We start from the raw sequence: 19619 nt of genomic DNA on the forward strand, positions 1-19619 counted from the left end.
CGTCCGAAGTGTCCGTGCCCGAGTTGCTGGCCGCCGCCGTGGCCGGGCTGGGCGGCAGTGAGCGCGGCGGTCAACTCGAGATGGCCAACGCCGTCGCGCGGGCGTTCGCGACCAGTGAGCACCTGGTCGTGCAGGCCGGCACCGGCACGGGAAAGTCGCTGGCGTACCTGGTGCCCGCGATCGTTCGCGCCATCGACGACGATTCGCCGGTCGTCGTGTCCACGGCCACCATCGCGCTGCAGCGCCAGCTCGTCGATCGCGACCTGCCCAGGCTGATCGACTCGATCGCCGGCGCGCTGCCGCGCCGCCCGCAGTTCGCACTGCTCAAGGGCCGACGAAACTATCTGTGCCTGAACAAGATTCACAACGGTGGCGCCGAGGCCGAGGAAGACGCCGGCGACCGGCCGCAGGAGGAACTATTCGATCCGATGGCGGCCACCGCGCTGGGCCGCGACGTCCAACGGCTCACCGCCTGGGCGTCGACGACCGAGTCCGGCGACCGGGACGACCTGAAACCCGGTGTGCCGGATCGGTCCTGGTCGCAGGTCAGCGTTTCGGCGCGGGAATGCCTGGGCGTGGCCCGCTGCCCGTTCGGCACCGAGTGCTTCTCCGAACGGGCGCGCGGCCGGGCCGGCGCGGCCGACATCGTGGTGACCAACCACGCGCTGCTTGCTATCGACGCCGTCTCCGAATCGGCCGTGCTGCCCGAACACGCGCTGCTGGTGGTGGACGAGGCCCACGAGTTGGTCGACCGGGTCACGTCGGTGGCCACCGCGGAATTGACGCCGGCCGCCCTGGGCGTAGCGGCGCGCCGGATCGCCCGGTTGGTCAATCCCGAACTGTCCCAACGCTTGGAGGCCGCGACGGCCAACTTCGCCGCGGCCATCCATGACGCCACCCCGGGCCGCATCGACCGCCTCGACGACGAGCTGGCGACCTACCTGACCGCGCTGCGCGACGCCGCCGGCGCGGCGCGCTCGGCGATCGACACCACCAGCGACGCGAAAGCGGCCGCGGCACGCGCCGAGGCGATCGCGGCGCTCGCCGAGATATCGGATACCGCGTCGCGGGTCCTCACCTCGTTCGCCCCGGCGATCCCCGATCGCACAGATGTGGTCTGGCTGGATCACGAGGACAACCGGGGCGCGATGCGCCCGGTGCTGCGGGTGGCGCCGCTGTCGGTCGCGGGCCTGCTGCGCGAGCGGGTGTTCTCCCGATCCACCGCGGTGTTGACGTCGGCGACCCTGGCCATCGGCGGAACCTTCGACGCGATGGCCGCGGCGTGGGGCCTGACCGCTCCCGACGCCCCCGCTGCGCGCTGGCGCGGTGTCGACGTCGGTTCGCCGTTCCAGCACGCCAGGGCCGGCATTCTGTACGTCGCCGCCCACCTGCCGCCGCCGGGGCGGGACGGCACCGGCTCGGCCGAGCAGCTGGCCGAGATCGCCGAGCTCATCACCGCGGCGGGCGGGCGGACCCTGGGCCTGTTCTCGTCGATGCGCGCCGCGCGGGCCGCCGCCGAGGCCATGCGCCAGCGATTGTCGACGCCGGTGCTGTGTCAGGGTGACGACAGCACCTCCGCGCTGGTCGAGCAGTTCAGCGCCGACCCTCAGACCTCGCTGTTCGGCACGCTGTCGTTGTGGCAGGGTGTCGACGTTCCCGGGCCGTCGCTGTCCCTGGTACTCATCGATCGCATCCCGTTTCCGCGGCCGGACGACCCGCTGCTGGGCGCCCGGCAGCGCGCGGTCGCCGCGCGCGGCGGCAACGGTTTCATGGCCGTCGCCGCCAGCCACGCCGCCTTGTTGTTGGCCCAGGGCGCGGGCCGGCTGTTGCGGCGCGTCACCGACCGCGGAGTGGTCGCGGTGCTGGACTCGCGGATGGTCACCGCCGGCTACGGCGCCTACCTGTGCGCCTCGCTGCCGCCGTTCTGGCAGACCACCGACCCCGCGCAGGTCCGCGCGGCGCTGGAGCGACTGCGCGCCGCGCCGGAGGGGCCGCCGACGGTCAGCGGGCTAGGGTGACCAGGCCCAACTCGGCGCTGGAGGCCAGCATCGGGTGACGGGGCAGCACGCGCACCGTGTACCCGACCGCACCCGCCAGCGGTAACGACAGCGTCGTCGAGAACACCTGGTTGCCCCCTTCGGCGGTGCCGGTGTACGACATCTCGACGGTGACCGGGTCCAGCAGCGCATCGCTGGAGTCCACCCGGCCCACCAGGCCCTGGACCGTGACCTCGTCGGGCGCCAGCCCGTCCAGCGCGACGGTGGCCGTCAGGGTCAACTTGGAGCCGAGCACGGGGGTGTCCGGCAATCCGGTGCTGTCGACGTCGGTGATGGTGATCTTGGGCCAGGCCTCCTCCGCGCGCCGACGGTAGGCCGCCACCTCGCGCGCCGCGCCGAACTCGCCGCCGTCCTCGCCGTCCTCGGCTGGCCCCACGGTCCTGCGCAGCGACTGCGCCGCGGGCAGGTAGTACTGCTGCACGTAATCGAGCACCATCCGCGACGCCAGCACCTTCGGCCCGAGCGTCTGCAAGGTGTGCCGCACCATCTCGATCCAGCGCGGCGGCACCCCGTGTTCGTCTCGTTCGTAGAACTTGGGGGCCACGGACTGTTCCAGGAGGTCGTAGAGGGCGCTGGCCTCCAGGTCGTCGCGGCGGGTTTCGTCCGTCACACCGTCGGCGGACGGTATCTCCCAACCGTTTTCGCCGTCGTACCACTCGTCCCACCAGCCGTCGCGGATGGACAGGTTCAACCCGCCGTTGAGCGCGCTCTTCATTCCGGACGTGCCGCAGGCCTCCAGCGGCCGCAGCGGGTTGTTCAACCAGACATCGCATCCCCAGTACAGAAGCCGCGCCATGGACATGTCGTAGTCGGGCAGAAACGCGATGCGGTGCCGCACCTCCGGCCGGTCGGCGAAGCGCACCACCTGCTGGATCAACGCCTTGCCGCCGTCGTCGGCCGGGTGCGACTTCCCCGCGACGATCAGCTGGATCGGCCTCTGCTCGTCGACCAGCAGGCGTTCGAGCCGCTCCGGGTCGCGCAGCATCAGCGTCAACCGCTTGTACGTGGGCACCCGCCGCGCGAAACCGATGGTGAGCACGTCGGGGTCGAACGCCTTTGCGATCCAACCCAATTCGGCGTCGGACGCGCCGCGTTCCAGCCACGATTTGCGCAGCCGCCGCCGCACGTCCTCGACCAACAGCAAGCGCAGTTGGGACCGGATCCACCAAAGATGGCCCGAATCAACCTGGTTCAGGCGCAGCCAGACACCCGGGTCGGCGAACGAGTCCGAACCCGCCAGCTCGTGCCCCAACTGCAACCATTGCGGAGCCGCCCAGGTGCGCGCGTGAACTCCGTTGGTGATCGACCCGATCGGCACCTCGTCGGCGTCGAAGCCCGACCACAGCTCGCTGAACATGGCCCGGCTCACCTCGCCGTGCAGCAGCGATACGCCGTTGGCCCGCTGCGCCAACCGCAGACCCATGTGCGCCATGTTGAATTTGGTCGGATCGTCCTCGGCGCCGAGCGCAAGAACGCGGGCGGTCGGCACGCCCGGCAACAACACGGGCGCGCTCTTGCCACCGGCCTTCTCGGTCTTCTTGCCGGCGTCCTCCTCGACATGCCCGTCGAAGTAGAGCCGCACCATGTCGATCGGAAACCGGTCGATGCCGGCGGGCACCGGGGTGTGGGTGGTGAAGACCGTGCTGGAGCGCACGACGGCCAGCGCGGTGTCGAAGTCCAGCCCCGCATCGGTCATCAGCTCGCGGATGCGTTCGGCTCCGAGGAACCCGGCGTGCCCCTCGTTCATGTGGAACACCTCGGGGGCGGGCAGGCCCTCGATGGCGGTGAACGCGCGGATCGCGCGCACCCCGCCGATGCCGGCCAGCAGCTCCTGACGCATCCGGTGCTCTTGGTCGCCGCCGTACAGCCGGTCGGTGATGCTGCGCAGCTCGTGCTCGTTCTCGGGGACGTCGGAATCGAGCAGCAGCAGCGGCACCCGGCCCACCTGCGCCACCCAGATCCGCGCGTGCAGCTGGGCGGCGTCGGGCAGCGTCAGTTCGACCAGGACGGGGTCGCCGGCGGCATCGGTGAGCAGCCGCAACGGCAGCCCCTGCGGGTCCAGCGACGGGTAGGTCTCGTTCTGCCAGCCGTCCGCGGTCAGCGACTGCCGGAAATACCCGGACCGGTAGTAGAGGCCGACCGCCACCAGCGGCGCGCCCAGGTCCGACGCCGCCTTCAGGTGGTCCCCGGCGAGGATGCCCAAACCGCCCGAGTAATTGGGCAGCACCTCGGCGACGCCGAACTCCATCGAGAAGTAGGCGATGGCCGCCGGCATCGCCCGACCTTCGGCCTGCTGCTGCTGATACCAGAGCGGACGGCTCAGGTAATCGTTCAGGTCGGCGGCCAGTTGGTCGAGCCGACCGAGGAACGCCTCGTCGAGCGCCAGCTCGTCGAGGCGGGCCGGATTGACCGCGCCCAGCAACGCGACCGGATCGGCGCCGCACCGCTGCCACAACCCCGCGTCCACCGTCGCGAACAAGTCCTGGGTGGGCCTGTCCCATGACCATCGCAAGTTGGTCGACAGCTGGTCCAGCGCGGCCAGCCGCTCGGGAAGGTGAGCTCGGACGGTAAAGCGGCGGAGGGCTTTCACGCGTCCTTACCTTACTGAGGATTTCGCTCGGTGCACGGCGGCGGAGAGCGCTTTTCGAGCCAAGGGTGTGACCGCACACTAGGGTGGGTATCGGTTAGTTACTGGGGCCGCAACGGCGCTTCCCCGCAGAGGAAGTTCCCCACGACAGGAAGTTTCGCCAGACGAGAGGCATTCCGCGACGGAGCACACCGCGGTTTGGCCGCACACAATCGGAACCAGCCGACGACGATTCGGAAATGGAGTGTTGTGCCTGGTCGTGTCGAGATCGATAACGTCCAACCCGTCGTCTCCTGCGGCGCTTATCCCGCCAAGGCCGTGGTCGGCGAGACCGTCCCGGTCAGCGCGGCGGTGTGGCGGGAAGGCCACGAGGCCGTCGCGGCGACCCTGGTGGTGCGCTACCTCGGGCCGCGCTATCCGCAAGTGACCGAGACGCGCCGACTCAAGGCGGTGCAGGCTCCGGTCAAGTTCGCATCCGAGGTCGACGGCGGCGTGGACCAGCAACGGATCAAGCCGCTGCTCCTGCCGATGACATTGGGCATCGAGCCCTACGTGTTCCACGGCCAATTCACGCCCGACCGGGTCGGCCTGTGGACGTTCAGAGTGGACGGCTGGGGTGACCCCATCGACTCCTGGCGGCACGGTCTGGTCGCCAAGCTCGAGGCCGGTCAGGGCGAGACGGAACTGTCCAACGACCTGCTGGTGGGGGCCGCGCTGTACGAGCGCGCCGCCACCGGAGTGCCGCGCGCGCGGCGCGACCCGCTGCTGGCGGCCGCCACGGCGCTGCGAAGCCCCGGGGACCCGACCACCCGCACCGCGCTGGCCCTGGCGCCGGAGATCGACGAGATCCTCGCCGAGTATCCGTTGCGCGATTTGGTCACCCGCGGCGATCAGTACGGGGTCTGGGTGGATCGGCCGCTGGCGCGCTTCGGTTCGTGGTACGAGATGTTTCCCCGCTCGACCGGCGGGTGGGACGCCAAAGGCAAACCCGTGCACGGCACGTTCGCCACGGCGGCCGCCCAGCTTCCCCGCATCGCGGCAATGGGATTCGACGTCGTGTACCTGCCGCCGATCCACCCGATCGGTAAGATCCACCGCAAGGGCCGCAACAACTCTCCGACCGCCGCCCCGTCAGATGTGGGCTCCCCCTGGGCAATTGGTAGTGACGAGGGCGGCCACGACGCCATCCATCCGGAGCTTGGCACCATCGAGGACTTCGACGCGTTCGTGGCCGCGGCGGGCGAACTCGGCATGGAGGTGGCACTGGACCTGGCGTTGCAGTGCGCACCGGACCATCCGTGGGCCCGCGAGCATCGCGAGTGGTTCACCGAATTGCCCGACGGCACCATCGCCTACGCGGAAAACCCGCCCAAGAAATACCAGGACATCTACCCGCTCAACTTCGACAACGACCCGGCCGGCCTCTACGACGAGGTGCTGCGGGTCGTGCGGCACTGGATGGACCACGGGGTCAAGTTCTTTCGGGTGGACAACCCGCATACCAAGCCGCCGAACTTCTGGGCATGGCTGATCGCCCAGGCCAAGAGCATCGACCCCGACGTGCTTTTCCTGTCGGAGGCCTTCACCCCGCCGGCCCGGCAGTACGGGCTGGCCAAGCTCGGCTTCACCCAGTCCTACAGCTACTTCACCTGGCGCACGGCCAAGCAGGAACTCACCGAGTTCGGCGACGCCATCGCCGCCGCCGCGGATTTCCGGCGGCCGAACCTGTTCGTGAACACCCCCGACATCCTGCACGCCATCCTGCAGCACAACGGCCCGGGAATGTTCGCCATCCGCGCGGTGCTGGCGGCGACCATGGGTCCGGCTTGGGGCGTGTACTCGGGCTACGAGCTGTTCGAACACCGCGCGGTGCGGGAGGGCAGCGAGGAGTACCTGGACTCCGAGAAGTACGAGCTGCGGCCGCGCGATTTCGCGGGCGCTCTGGCCGAGGGGCGTTCGCTCGAGCCGTTCATCACGCTGCTCAACTCGATTCGGCGGCTGCACCCCGCGCTGCAGCAGCTGCGCACCATCCATTTCCACAGCGTGGACAACGATGCGCTGTTGGCCTACAGCAAGTTCGACCCGGCCACCGGCGACTGCGTGTTGGTGGTGGTGACGCTCAACGCGTACGGCGCCGAGGAAGCCACCCTGTTTTTAGACATGGCGGCATTGGGTATGGAGCCCTACGAGCGATTTTGGGTGCGCGACGAAATCACCGGCCAGGAATTCCAATGGGGGCAAGCAAACTACGTTCGCATCGACCCTGCGCGGGCCGTCGCGCATGTGATCAACATGCCGCTCATCCCACAGGAGTCGCGAATGAAGCTGCTCCGCAGGCCACCACACGGACCGGAGGGATTGTGACATGAGCCAAGCCGACCAACTCGCCAAGACGCACCTGGCCCCGGACCCGGCTGACCTGTCGCGCCTGCTGGCGGGCACGCATCACAACCCGCACGGCGTCCTGGGCGCCCACGAGTACACCGACCACACCGTCATCCGCGCGTTCCGCCCGCATGCCGCCGAGGTGGTCGCGCTCGTCGGCGAGGACAAATTCCCGCTGCAGCACATCGAATCCGGCGTGTTCGCAACGGCGTTGCCGTTCACCAACCTGATCGACTACCGGCTGCAGGTGAAATACGAGGGTTCCGACCCCTACGTCGTCGCCGACGCCTACCGCTTTCTGCCCACCCTGGGCGAGGTCGACCTATTCCTGTTCAACGAGGGCCGCCATGAGCGACTCTGGGAAGTCCTTGGCGCGCACCCGCGCTCGTTCACCACGGCCGACGGGGTCGTCAACGGGGTGTCGTTCGCGGTGTGGGCGCCCAACGCCAAGGGCGTCAGCCTGATCGGTGAGTTCAACGGCTGGACGGGCAATGACGCCCCGATGCGCTCACTGGGGTCCTCCGGGGTGTGGGAGCTGTTCTGGCCCGATTTTCCCGCCGACGGCCTGTACAAGTTCCGCGTGCACGGCGCCGACGGCGTGGTGACCGATCGGGCCGACCCGATGGCCTTCGCCACCGAGGTGCCGCCGCACACCGCCTCACGGGTGACGCGCAGCAAGTACTCCTGGCAGGACGCCGACTGGATGGAACAGCGCGCCCAGCGCAACCCGGTCTTCGAGCCGATGAGCACCTACGAGGTTCACCTCGGTTCATGGCGCCCCGGGCTGAACTACCGGCAGCTGGCCGAGGAGCTGACCAATTACGTTGTGGAGCACGGGTTCACCCACGTCGAGCTGCTTCCCGTCGCCGAGCATCCCTTCGCCGGGTCATGGGGTTACCAGGTGACGTCGTACTTCGCGCCGACGTCGCGGTTCGGCACTCCCGACGAGTTCCGGGCGCTCGTCGACGCGCTGCACCGCGCCGGCATCGGCGTCATCGTGGACTGGGTGCCGGCGCACTTCCCCAAAGACGCCTGGGCGCTGGGCCGGTTCGACGGCACCCCCCTCTACGAGCACTCCGACCCCAAGCGTGGCGAGCAATTGGATTGGGGCACCTACGTGTTCGACTTCGGCCGCAACGAGGTGCGCAACTTCCTGGTGGCCAACGCGCTGTATTGGCTCGAGGAGTACCACGTCGACGGCCTGCGCGTGGACGCGGTGGCGTCCATGCTGTACCTGGACTACTCACGCCCGGAAGGCGGCTGGACCCCCAACATCTACGGCGGCCGGGAAAACCTGGAGGCCGTGCAGTTCCTGCAGGAGATGAACGCCACGGTGCACAAGTCGGCCCCAGGCATCGTCACCATCGCGGAGGAGTCGACGTCGTGGCCGGGCGTGACACGCCCGACAAACCTTGGCGGCCTGGGTTTTTCGATGAAGTGGAACATGGGCTGGATGCACGACACCCTCGACTACATCAGCCGCGACCCGATTTACCGCAACTACCACCACCACGAGATGACGTTCTCGATGCTCTACGCGTTCAGCGAGAACTATGTGCTGCCGATCAGCCACGACGAGGTGGTGCACGGCAAGGGCACGCTGTGGGGGCGGATGCCGGGCAATAACCACGTCAAGGCCGCCGGGCTGCGCAGCCTGCTCGCCTACCAGTGGGCGCATCCCGGTAAGCAATTGCTGTTCATGGGGCAGGAATTCGCCCAGCGCGCCGAATGGTCCGAGGAGCGCGGCCTGGACTGGTGGCAACTCGACGAGCAGGGCTTCTCCAACGGCGTCCTACGCATGGTGCGCGACATCAACGCCATCTACCGCAACCGCCCGGCACTGTGGAGCCAGGACACCATTCCCGACGGCTACTCCTGGATCGACGCGAACGATTCGGCCAACAACGTGCTGAGCTTCTTGCGGTATGGCAGCGACGGCTCGGTCATGGCTTGCGTGTTCAACTTCGCCGGCAGCGAGCACAGCGGTTACCGGCTCGGCCTGCCGTCCGCGGGCCGCTGGCGCGAGGTGCTCAACACCGACGCCACCGACTACAACGGCTCCGGCATCGGCAACATGGGCGGCGTCGACGCCACCGAGGACCCGTGGCACGGCCGGCCGGCGTCGGCGGTGCTGGTGTTGCCGCCCAACTCGGCCCTGTGGCTCGAACCGGAGTAGGCCCTCAGTAGAGCGCGTTGGCGAGGTTGCGCCGTCCGGCGACGACCTCGGGGTCGGCGGGATCGAAGAGCTCGAAAAGCTCGATCAACCGGGTGCGCACCCGCGTGCGTTCGTCGCCGGATGTGCTGCGCACCAACGCGATCAGGCGCTCGAACGCGGCGCTCACGTCCTGATTGAGGATTTGCACGTCCGCGGCCGCCAGGGCCGCGTCGATGTCGCCCGGGGACGCATCGGCCGCCGCGGGGGCGTCCGGTGCATGGGCGGTCGCGCGCATGAGGAAGTCGATCTGCCGGATCGCGCCCTTCGCTTCGACGCTGCCCGGGTTGGCGTCCAGAATCGCCTGGTAGGCGTCCCTGGCGCCCGCGAAGTTGCCCGCCTCGAGCTGTTCGCGCGCGGCGGCCAGCTCGGGGTCCACCACCTCGGCATCCGCGGAACCGGCTCGGCCCCTTAGCTTTCCGGCCGTCGCCGACAAGATCTGATCCAGCCAGCCCCGCAATTGATCGGGCGGCTGCATGCCCTGGAAACTCGAGATGGGCTGCCCGGCGGCCAAGGCCACGACGGTCGGGACGGCGTCGACGCCGAATATCTGGGCGACCCTGGGCGCCACGTCGACGTTGACCGTGGCCAGGGACCACTCGCCGTTGTCCTGCGCCGCCATGCCGGACAGCGTGTCCAGCAGTTGGACACACGCGTCGCTGCGCGGCGACCACAGCAGGACCACGACGGGCACTTCCTCCGACCGCAGCAGGACGTCGCTCTCGAAGTTCGCCTCGGTGATGGCCGAGACGCCGGGGCCACCCTCGGCGGCCGGCGTTGCGGCGCCGCCGGTCCCGCCGGCCGGCGGTTGCTGCTGGGCCCGCTGCTTGAGACCGGACAAGTCGACGGCACCGGCCAGCGCGGGGCCGATTGAGGGTCGCGGACGCGTCACGCCGTCAAGTTTGTCATGCCCATCGCCGGCCCATCCACCGGGCGTTCGGCGGCCCGCAGGCGCCCCGAAGGGGCGCCCGAGCGGCCGGTATGACGAAGATCACAAAAGTTCCCGCGGCCGTCGCGCCAGCAACGTCGACGCGCGTCGTCCGGGCGCCGCTCAGTTTGCCCGCAGGATCAACGCGTCGCCCTGGCCGCCCGCCCCGCACAGGGCCGCCACGCCGTAGCCGGAGCCGCGCCGGGCCAGCTCCAGGGCCACATGCAGGGTGATCCTGGCGCCCGACATGCCGATCGGGTGCCCGACCGCGATCGCGCCGCCGTTGACGTTGACGATCTCGGGGTCGACGCCGAGTTCGCGGGTCGAGGCCAGGGCGACCGCAGCGAACGCCTCGTTGATCTCGACGACGTCGAGCTGGTCGACCGAAATCCCCTCGCGGCCGAGCGCTTTCTTGATCGCGTTGGACGGCTGCGACTGCAGCGTGGAGTCCGGTCCGGCGACGACGCCGTGCGCACCGATCTCGACCAGCCAGGTCAGCCCCAACTCCTCCGCCTTGGCCTTGTTCATCACCACCACGGCCGCCGCGCCGTCGGAGATCTGCGACGCCGAACCGGCGGTGATGGTGCCGTCCTTGCGGAAGGCCGGTTTCAGGCCGGCCAGGGACTCGGCGGTGGTGTTGGCGCGGATCCCCTCGTCCTCGGTGAACTGCAGCGGATCACCCTTGCGCTGCGGGATGTTGACCGGAACGACCTCGTCGGCGAAGACGCCGTCCTTCCACGCCGCGGCGGCCTTCTGATGCGACCGCGCAGCGAACTCATCCTGCTCGGCGCGGGTGAACTTGTCGACGTCGTTGCGCTGCTCGGTGAGCGCGCCCATCGGCTGGTCGGTGAAGACGTCGTGCAGGCCGTCGTAGGCCATGTGGTCCAGGACCGTGACGTCGCCGTACTTGTAGCCAGCCCGGCTGTCCATCAGCAAATGCGGCGCCTTGGTCATGGACTCCTGGCCGCCGGCCACCACCACGTCGAATTCGCCGGCGCGGATCAGCTGGTCAGCCAGCGCGATGGCGTCGATACCGGACAGGCACATCTTGTTGATCGTCAGCGCGGGAACGTCCCAGCCGATGCCGGCCGCAACCGCCGCCTGGCGCGCGGGCATCTGGCCGGCCCCGGCGGTCAACACCTGGCCCATGATCACGTACTCGACCAGCGAGGCGGGCACGTTGGCCTTTTCCAGCGCGCCGGCGATCGCGATCGCACCCAAGTCGCTCGCCGAGAAATCCTTCAGCGAACCCATCAACTTGCCGATCGGCGTGCGCGCTCCAGCAACGATCACCGACGTCGTCATAACAACCTCCCAAGGGTCCGCGGACGGCCGATTCGGCCTCCCGGAGAAGCGCAATCTTTGCCGCCAGGTTACCTTTATGTGATGACGACCGATCAAGTTGACGCCCGTCAGGTCCTGGCCACCGAGCTGGTGACGGCGATCGATCACGTCGGCATCGCAGTCGCCGACCTGGACACCGCAATCGCGTGGTACCACGACCACCTCGGCATGATCCTGGTGCACGAGGAAGTCAACTCCGACCAGGGAATCCGCGAGGCCATGCTGGCCGTGCGCGGCGCCCCCGCGGGTACCGCGCAGATCCAGCTGATGGCCCCGATCGACGACTCCTCGACCATCGCCAAGTTCCTCGACAAGCGGGGGCCGGGCATCCAGCAGATGGCGGTCCGGGTGACCGACCTCGACAGCCTGGTCGAGCGCCTGCGCTCCCAGGGCATCCGGCTCGTCTACGAGACGCCGCGTCGTGGCACGGCAAACTCGCGGATCAACTTCATCCACCCCAAGGACGCCGGCGGCGTGCTCATCGAGCTGGTCGAACCGGCCGCCTGATCACGACCACTTCCTGGTCGGGCCCCGCGTGGTGCGGTGGCTCCAGCACGGGGCGTGCCAATGGCGCCGATCGTCGGATCCCCCGAGGGTTGGATCGGTCGGCCACACCACCAGATGTGCGGTGCCCGAGCGTATTTCGTGATCACATCCGGGACAGCGGTAGGTCTTGACCGCACGGGCCGCCGCGACGGGGCGGACCTCGTATTCGTGCCCGTCGGGCCCGATCTCCACCCGGCGGAACTCCGGGGGCGGCGACGACGGCCGGTGCCGGCGGGGCGGTGTGCGGCGCCGTGCCATGCCGCCAGCCTAGCCGCCGGGCTCAGAACAGCCGGTATTCGTCGCTGTCCATCCCCCGCATCTTGTCGTAATCCAGTGTGATGCAACGGATCCCGCGGTCGGTGGCCAGGGTGCGCGCCTGCGGCTTGATCTGCTGGGCGGCGAACACCCCCTTCACCGGCGCGAGCACGCTGTCACGGTTGAGCAGCTCGAGGTAACGGGTCAGCTGTTCGACGCCGTCGATCTCGCCGCGCCGCTTGATCTCCACCGCGACCGAGCCGCCTCGCTCGTCGCGGCAGAGCAGGTCGACGGGCCCGATGGCGGTCATGTACTCGCGACGTACCAGCGTGTAGCCCTCGCCGAGCAGCTGCACGTGCTCGGCGAGCAACGCCTGCAGGTGGGCCTCGACCCCGTCCTTGACCAGCCCGGGGTCCACCCCGAGGTCGTGGCTGGAGTCGTGCTCGACGTCCTCGACGGTGATGCGCAGCTGTTCGCCGGCCTTGTTCTGCACCACCCACACGGGCGCGTCGTCGCCGGGCTCCTCGGTCAGCCAGCAGGGCGGGCTCATCCAATTCAGCGGCTTGTAGGCCCGGTCGTCGGCGTGCACGCTGACCGATCCGTCGGCCTTGAACAGCAGCAGCCGGCGCGCCGACGGAAGATGCGCGGTGAGCCGGCCGACGTAGTCCACGGTGCATTGGGCGATCACTAGACGCACCCGACTCACCTTAGAGCGTGGCCGACAAATTAGGCTGGCGCCACCATGTCGGCCACCCAGAGCTTGGCGAGACGCATCGGGCGGGTGCTCGAGACGGTCACCCGTCAGAGCGGCCGGCTACCGGAGACCCCGGCGTACGGCTCCCTGCTGCTGGGCCGGGTCTCCGAGAGCCAGCGCCGTCGCCGAATCCGCATCCAGCTCATCCTCACCGTGCTGGTGCTGGGGGCCAACCTGATCGGCATCGTGGTCGCGCTGCTGTTGGTGATCGTCGCCGTGCCGCAGCCGAGCATCTTCCACGACGCGCCGGCCTGGATTACGTTCGGGGTCTCACCGGCCTACATCGCGCTGGCCCTGGCGGTGGGCACGTATTGGATCACCCGCCGGACCGTGATCTCGTTGCGCTGGGCGATCGAGGAGCGTTCGCCGAACGCGGAAGACGAGCGCAACACCTTCCTGGCCCCGTGGCGGATCGCTCGCTTCCTCCTCATTTTGTGGGGTGTCGGGGCGGTGGTGTACACGACGCTCTACGGCCTGATCAACACGCTGTTCATCCCGCGGTTTCTGGTGGCGGTGAGCATCTGCGGCGTCCTGGTGGCCACCGCCAGCTATCTAATCGCCGAGTTCGCCCTGCGTCCCGTCGCGGCGCAGGCGCTGGAGGCGGGGCCACCCCCGCGGCGTTTCTCGGCCGGGATCATGGGCCGGACGATGGTGGTCTGGTTTCTCGGTTCGGGATTGCCCGTCCTCGGCATCGCTTTTCTCGCGGGCTTCCAGGCCCTGATGCGGAACCTGACCGAGACCGAGTTCGCGGTCGGCGTGTTGATCATCTCGATGGCCACGGTGATCTTCGGTTGCCTCTTGATGTGGATTCTGGCCTGGCTCACCGCAACTCCCGTGCGCGTGGTCCGCGCCGCGCTGAGGCGCGTCGAGCGCGGCGACCTGCGGGGTGATCTCGTCGTTTTCGACGGCACCGAACTCGGTGAGCTGCAACGGGGATTCAACGCCATGGTCGACGGGCTGCGTGAGCGGGAACGTGTCCGTGACCTGTTCGGCCGTCACGTCGGACGCGAGGTCGCCCTGGCCGCGGAGCGCGAGCGGCCGAAGCTGGGCGGCGAAGAACGCCATGTGGCAGTCCTGTTCATCGACATCGTCGGATCCACCCAGCTGGTGACCAGCCGCCCCCCGGCCGAGACCGTTCAATTGCTCAACCGATTCTTCGGGATAGTCGTCGAAGAGGTGGACCGACACTGCGGGCTGGTCAACAAGTTCGAGGGCGACGCGACGCTGGCCATCTTCGGGGCCCCGAATCATCTTGAGCGTCCGGAAGACGAGGCGCTGGCCGCCGCGCGGGCCATGGCCGAGCGGCTGGACAACGAGATGCCGGAGTGCGAGGCCGGTATCGGCGTCGCGGCGGGGCAGGTCGTCGCCGGCAACGTCGGGGCCAGGGAACGCTTCGAATACACCGTGATCGGCGGTCCGGTCAACGAGGCGGCCCGCCTGTGCGAGCTCGCCAAGTCGCACCCCGGCCGGCTGCTCGCGACGGCCGACGCGCTGGAGGGCGCGAGCGAGAACGAACGCGCGCGTTGGTCTTTGGGCGAGACGGTGACCCTTCGCGGGCACGAGCGCCCCACCCAACTGGCCTCGCCCACCGACCGGTCGGGTTGATTGATTTTCGAGCCGAGTGGGTAAGGGGATTGAAGACATCGCCCCTTACAGATTGGTGTTGACATGACTGGTAGCGGAACCGCCCGCCGTGTTTCCGTCGCCGCGGGAATTGCCGCGGTGATTGCCTTGAGTTCGTTGACCGCGGGCTGCGGCTCGGGCAAGGACAACAAGAACCCGACGACTTCGACCTCGACCGTCACCACCTCCGTCACCACGCCTGCCAGCGTCACGACGACCGCCCCGGCGGCGACCAGTCCCGCCGCGCCGGGCGGCGGCGGTCCGGAAACCGGACCCGGTGGTGCCACGACCGCCGGACCGGGTGGGTCCGGCGCCGGCGCCGGGCCCGGTGGGGCAAGCGCGGGCGTGCCGGGTGCCGGGGCTTCCGCCGGACCCGGTGGTGCGGGCGCCTGCGCCGGCGGCGTCTGCGTGGGAACGCCGCCCAGCCCGTAAGCGCCTGCGGGGCACCGGGCGGGATCACTCGACGGTGGCCAGGGCCTCAACGACGTGGTTGTTGGTGCGGGAGCCGCTCTCCCGCACCAACAACGCCACCAGCGATGCGCCGGCCACCAGCAGCGCCCCGACGAAACCGACGGTCGCCGGCCAGCCGCCGACGCCGTACACGAGGCCGCCGAACGCGCCGGCCACTGATCCGCCCAGGTAGTAACTGAACAGATACAGCGCCGCCGCCTCAGCGCGGTCGCGCTGCGCGACCGCGCCCACCCATCCGCTCGCCACGGTGTGCGCGGCGAAGAAGCCACCGGTGAAGGCGCCGACGCCCACGATGACGGCGACCAGGGAGTGCGGCACGGTGAGCAGCAGGCCGGTCACCGCAACCGGCATGGCGACTCCCAGCACGAATGGGCGTCCCTTTCTGTCGGCGAGCCTCCCGGCCACCACCGATGTCCAGGTGCCGACCAGGTACAGCAGGAACAGCAGGCCGATCACCGACGGCGCCAGGCCGAATGGCCGGGCGGTCAGCCGGTAGCCGAGGTAGTTGTACACGGTCACGAATCCACCCATCAGCACGAACCCCACGGCGAAGAGCTTCAGCAGCAACGGGTTTCGCAGATGCGCGGCGAGGTTGCGCACGCCGGCCCGCACGCTCGCCTCCCTCGGGTTGAAGAACTGAGATCGCGGCACCAGGACGGCGAAAACCACCGTGCCGGCCAGCGTCGTCAGGGAGCACACCAGCAGCGCCACCCGCCAATCGCTGATCTCGATGACCAACGACGGAACGAGTCGCCCGGCCAGCCCGCCGACCGTTGTGCCCGCGATGTAGCGTCCCATCGCCGACCCGAGCGACGAGGCGTGTACCTCCTCGGCCAGGAACGCCATCGCGACCGCCGGTATCCCGGCGAGCGCTGCGCCCTGCACCGCCCGGCCGAGGAGCAATACGCCGAGGTTCGGGCTGAACGGCAACAACAGCCCGATCACGCTGGACGCCACCCCCGAGGTCAGCATCACCGTGATGCGGCCGTAGCGCTCGGAAAGGACGCTGGCGGGAATGATGCAGACGGCCAGCATCCCCGTCGTGAGCGAGACCGTGAGCGCCGCAGTGGCCGGGCCGATCCGGTAGGCCGCCGACAGGGCCGGCAGGAGCGCCTGGGTGCAGTACATCGCGGCGAAGCTGGCCACCCCGGCGCCGCACAGCGCCGCGGTCAGTCGCCGGTAGCCGGGGCTGCCGGCGCGGTGCGCGACGGGAGTCGGGGGGCGCTGGGACATGCCGTTCATCCTGCGCTCCGCCGGGAATCGACGGAAATGAATTATTCGCTGGTTTAATATGCTTTTTGGGTATAAGTCGAGGTGGTGCGCTTGACGGGCGAGGACTACGAGTGGTTCGTCACACTCGCGGAGCTGGAACACGTCACGGCGGCCGCCGAACAGCTTCGCGTAGCCCAGCCGACACTGACCCGAATGCTCGCGCGCCTGGAGCGGCGACTGGGTGTGGCGCTGTTCGATCGTCGGGGTAAGCGCTTGTCGCTCAACACCTATGGCCGGATCTTCTACGAGCACGCCCGGCGGGCACAGCTGGAACTCGACTCGGCCAGGCGGGCGATCGACGACCTGGCGAACCCGGCCGTCAGCGAGATCCGGGTGGGCTTCCTCGGCTCGTTCGGGGCGACGGTGGTGCCGCGCTTGATCGCGCGGTTCAAGGAATCCTCACCGCGCGTGGCGTTCGCGCTCGAGGAGGGCGCCGCCGAATCGATCGGCGACCTGGTGTTGGCCGGAGGCGTCGACGTCGGGGTGGTTTCACCGCGGCCGCGCCGGCCAACTCTGGCCTGGCGCAGCCTGTTTCGACAGCGGCTCGGTGTCGCCGTGCCGCGCGCTCACCGATTCGAGGGCAGCGCCGCGGTGTCCATGACCGAACTGGCCGACGAGCCCGTCGTGGCCATGCAGCCCGGCTTCGGCATGCGACGGCTGCTCGACGAGCTTTGCGCCGCGGCACACTTTCAGCCTCGGATCGTGCTGGAGGCGGCGAACCTCACGACGACGGCCGGCCTGGTGGCCGCCGGACTGGGCGTCAGCCTGATGCCCATCGACGGCGGCGACTCCGCACCGGGGTTGTGCGTGGTGCCGCTCGCCGACGCCGACGCGTACCGCGATGTGGGCATGATCTGGGACTCGGGCCGCCCGCTGTCCCGCCCGGCCCGCGATTTCATCGCGGCCGCCGCGGCCGTGCGGCAGGACGGACCCTGAGCCGACGTCCCACTGCGATGTCGCTTTTCCGCCAGTTTTGTCACCCGGTGGGTGTAAGTCTGGAAAGCGTGCACGACGACTTCGAACGCTGCTACCGCGCCGTCCAGTCCAAGGACGCGCGGTTCGACGGCTGGTTCGTCACGGCCGTCCTGACCACCCGCATCTACTGCCGGCCCAGCTGCCCGGTGCGGCCGCCGTTCGCGCGCAACGTGCGGTTCTACCCGACGGCCGCCGCCGCCCAGCGCGCCGGATTCCGGGCGTGCAAGCGGTGCCGTCCCGACGCGTCGCCCGGGTCGCCGGAATGGAACGTGCGCGGTGACGTCGTCGCCCGCACGATGCGCCTGATCGCCGACGGCACCGTCGACCGCGAAGGCGTCGGCGGGCTGTCGGCGCACCTCGGCTACACCACCCGCCAGCTGGAGCGGCTGCTGCAGGCCGAGGTCGGGGCCGGTCCCCTCGCGCTGGCCCGCGCCCAACGGGCGCAGACCGCCCGCCTGCTCATCGAGACTACGGACCTGCCCTTCGGGGACATCGCCTTCGCCGCAGGGTTTTCCAGCATCCGGCAGTTCAACGACACCGTGCGCTTGGTCTTCGAGAACACGCCGACGGAGCTGCGCCGGCGGGCGGCGGTCCGGTCCGGATCCTCGAGTTCTTCGGCCGCGGGGACGGTCTGCCTCCGGTTGCCCGTACGCACGCCGTTCGCGTATGAGGGCGTGTTCGGCCATCTGGCCGCCGGTACGGTGCCCGGTTGTGAAGAGGTCCGCGAGGGCGCGTACCGGCGCAGCCTGCGCCTTCCGTTCGGCACCGCCGTCGTCAGCCTGACACCGGCCGTCGATCACGTCCGCTGCGTGCTCGTCCTCGACGACTTCCGCGACCTGACGACGGTGATCGCGCGCTGCCGGCGGCTGCTGGATCTCGACGCCGATCCCGAAGCGGTGGACGACGCGCTGGTCGCCGACCCGCATCTGCGCCCGGCGGTGAGAAAGGCGCCCGGACAACGCATTCCGCGCACCGTTGACGAGGCCGAGCTCGCCGTGCGCGCCGTCCTGGGCCAACAGGTGTCGACCAAGGCGGCCAGCACCCACGCCGGTCGCCTGGTGGCGGCCTACGGGCAGCCGGTCGCCGACCCGGGTGGCGGGTTGACCCATACCTTCCCGTCGGTGGCGCAGCTCGCCCAGATCGATCCCGTCCACTTGGCGGTCCCCAAGTCCCGGCAGCGGACCCTCAGCGCGCTGATCGCCGGCCTCGCCGACGGCAGTATCGTCCTGGACAGCGGGTGCGACTGGGAGGCCGCGCGCAGGCAGCTCCTTGAGGTTCCCGGGATAGGCCCCTGGACCGCCGAGGTGATAGCGATGCGCGGCCTCGGCGACCCGGATGCGTTCCCCGCCAGTGATTTAGGGGTGCGCCTGGCCGCCGGGCACCTGGGCCTGCCCTCCGACGAACGCTCGCTTGTCGAGCGCAGCGGCGGGTGGCGGCCCTGGCGCTCCTATGCCACCCAATACCTATGGACCACCCTCGAGCACCCGGTTAACCAATGGCCACCACAGGAGGTCGCATGATCGAGTACCGCACGATTGACAGCCCTATCGGGCCACTGACCCTGGCCGGCCAGGATTCGGTGTTGACCATGCTTCGAATGGTCGACCAGACGTACGAGCCGAGCCGGACCGGCTGGACTCCCAACCCCGCGGCATTCTGCGAGGCCGCCGAGCAACTCGACGCCTATTTCGCGGGCGAGCTGACCGAATTCGATTTCGAATTCGAGCTGCGCGGCTCCGACTTTCAGCGGCGAGTATGGGAGGCCCTGCTGACCATTCCGTACGGCGAGACGCGGTCCTACGGAAAAATCGCGGCCCAGATCGGCGCACCCGGTTCGGCACGCGCCGTCGGATTGGCCAACGGCCACAATCCCATCGCGATCGTCGTGCCCTGCCATCGGGTCATCGGGGCCAACGGAAGCCTCACGGGTTATGGCGGAGGCCTCGACCGCAAACAAAAGCTGCTCGCATTGGAAAAGAAGCGCGCTTCGGTGGCATTGACGCTATTCGACTAGGACTGCGCCGGCGTCAAAGAATGCAAAAACACCCCCGTTGCCGGGGGTGTTTTTGTGTATGTTCGGCGGTGTCCTACTTTTCCACCCGCATGGGCAGTATCATCGGCGCTGACAGGCTTAGCTTCCGGGTTCGGAATGGGACCGGGCGTTTCCCTGTCGCTGTGGCCGCCGTAACTCTATTTAAATTTGTTTCGGT

The 19619-nt window shown here is 69.1% G+C and carries 15 protein-coding genes and 1 rRNA gene; 9 read left to right on the forward strand and 7 right to left on the reverse strand.

The window, feature by feature from the left end:
• Positions 1 to 8: 8 nt before the first annotated feature.
• Entirely contained in the window at positions 9 to 2018 is a 2010-nt protein-coding gene (locus tag A5702_RS07790) for an ATP-dependent DNA helicase (protein WP_156669522.1), read from the forward strand.
• On the opposite strand, the gene glgP is transcribed toward A5702_RS07790, so the two are convergent.
• The gene (glgP, locus tag A5702_RS07795; RefSeq protein ID WP_055404470.1) at positions 2002 to 4647 is read right to left on the reverse strand and encodes an alpha-glucan family phosphorylase; all 2646 of its coding nucleotides are present in this window, start codon (positions 4645 to 4647) and stop codon (positions 2002 to 2004) included. The two genes, A5702_RS07790 and glgP, sit on opposite strands and share 17 nt — an antisense overlap.
• 246 nt (positions 4648 to 4893) lie before the next feature.
• On the opposite strand from glgP, the gene A5702_RS07800 reads away from it, so the two are divergent.
• Positions 4894 to 7008 carry an alpha-1,4-glucan--maltose-1-phosphate maltosyltransferase gene (locus tag A5702_RS07800; protein WP_068219662.1) on the forward strand — a complete coding sequence of 705 codons (2115 nt, stop codon included), beginning with the start codon at positions 4894 to 4896 and terminating at the stop codon, positions 7006 to 7008.
• Position 7009: 1 nt separating this feature from the next.
• Complete coding sequence (glgB, locus tag A5702_RS07805; RefSeq protein WP_055404474.1) at positions 7010 to 9205, forward strand: 1,4-alpha-glucan branching protein GlgB; 2196 nt, start codon at positions 7010 to 7012, stop codon at positions 9203 to 9205.
• 4 nt (positions 9206 to 9209) lie between these two features.
• Here glgB and A5702_RS07810 read toward each other — a convergent pair whose 3' ends face one another.
• Positions 9210 to 10133, reverse strand: coding sequence for a tetratricopeptide repeat protein (locus A5702_RS07810; RefSeq protein WP_067824026.1), 924 nt, complete (start codon positions 10131 to 10133; stop codon positions 9210 to 9212).
• Positions 10134 to 10292: 159 nt separating this feature from the next.
• Positions 10293 to 11474 (reverse strand): acetyl-CoA C-acetyltransferase, encoded by a 1182-nt coding sequence (locus A5702_RS07815; protein ID WP_068219665.1) that lies wholly within the window; start codon positions 11472 to 11474, stop codon positions 10293 to 10295.
• A 78-nt stretch (positions 11475 to 11552) separates the two neighbouring features.
• On the opposite strand from A5702_RS07815, the gene mce reads away from it, so the two are divergent.
• Positions 11553 to 12020 (forward strand): methylmalonyl-CoA epimerase, encoded by a 468-nt coding sequence (gene mce, locus A5702_RS07820; protein WP_197506515.1) that lies wholly within the window; start codon positions 11553 to 11555, stop codon positions 12018 to 12020.
• Here the strand turns inward: mce and A5702_RS07825 are convergent, their stop codons facing one another.
• Complete coding sequence (locus tag A5702_RS07825; RefSeq protein WP_055404483.1) at positions 12021 to 12317, reverse strand: hypothetical protein; 297 nt, start codon at positions 12315 to 12317, stop codon at positions 12021 to 12023. It lies immediately after the preceding gene.
• 22 nt (positions 12318 to 12339) lie between these two features.
• Complete coding sequence (gene nucS / locus A5702_RS07830; RefSeq protein ID WP_055404485.1) at positions 12340 to 13011, reverse strand: endonuclease NucS; 672 nt, start codon at positions 13009 to 13011, stop codon at positions 12340 to 12342.
• Between the two features lie 45 nt (positions 13012 to 13056).
• Here nucS and A5702_RS07835 point away from each other — a divergent pair, with 45 nt between their 5' ends.
• Both A5702_RS07835 and A5702_RS07840 read left to right on the forward strand, forming a co-directional pair.
• The gene (locus A5702_RS07835; RefSeq protein WP_067824035.1) at positions 13057 to 14673 is read left to right on the forward strand and encodes an adenylate/guanylate cyclase domain-containing protein; all 1617 of its coding nucleotides are present in this window, start codon (positions 13057 to 13059) and stop codon (positions 14671 to 14673) included.
• A gap of 63 nt (positions 14674 to 14736) precedes the next feature.
• Positions 14737 to 15123, forward strand: a complete 387-nt coding sequence (locus tag A5702_RS07840) for a hypothetical protein (RefSeq protein WP_067824038.1) — start codon at positions 14737 to 14739, stop codon at positions 15121 to 15123.
• 24 nt (positions 15124 to 15147) lie between these two features.
• Here A5702_RS07840 and A5702_RS07845 read toward each other — a convergent pair whose 3' ends face one another.
• Positions 15148 to 16395 (reverse strand): MFS transporter, encoded by a 1248-nt coding sequence (locus A5702_RS07845; RefSeq protein ID WP_068219724.1) that lies wholly within the window; start codon positions 16393 to 16395, stop codon positions 15148 to 15150.
• Between the two features lie 90 nt (positions 16396 to 16485).
• Here A5702_RS07845 and A5702_RS07850 point away from each other — a divergent pair, with 90 nt between their 5' ends.
• From A5702_RS07850 to A5702_RS07860, 3 genes are all read left to right on the forward strand, one after another.
• Positions 16486 to 17370: a LysR family transcriptional regulator gene (locus A5702_RS07850; protein WP_067824081.1), complete on the forward strand. Its 885-nt coding sequence runs from the start codon at positions 16486 to 16488 to the stop codon at positions 17368 to 17370.
• A gap of 68 nt (positions 17371 to 17438) precedes the next feature.
• Positions 17439 to 18929 (forward strand): DNA-3-methyladenine glycosylase 2 family protein, encoded by a 1491-nt coding sequence (locus A5702_RS07855; protein ID WP_055405239.1) that lies wholly within the window; start codon positions 17439 to 17441, stop codon positions 18927 to 18929.
• Positions 18926 to 19423, forward strand: a complete 498-nt coding sequence (locus A5702_RS07860) for a methylated-DNA--[protein]-cysteine S-methyltransferase (RefSeq protein ID WP_055405240.1) — start codon at positions 18926 to 18928, stop codon at positions 19421 to 19423. The genes A5702_RS07855 and A5702_RS07860 overlap by 4 nt, the downstream gene beginning before the upstream one ends.
• Positions 19424 to 19483: 60 nt before the next feature.
• On the opposite strand, the gene rrf is transcribed toward A5702_RS07860, so the two are convergent.
• Positions 19484 to 19596: ribosomal RNA gene (gene rrf / locus A5702_RS07865) — 5S ribosomal RNA — on the reverse strand.
• Positions 19597 to 19619: the final 23 nt, after the last annotated feature.

Source organism: Mycobacterium sp. E3339 (assembly GCF_001666915.1).
GTDB lineage: Bacteria > Actinomycetota > Actinomycetes > Mycobacteriales > Mycobacteriaceae > Mycobacterium.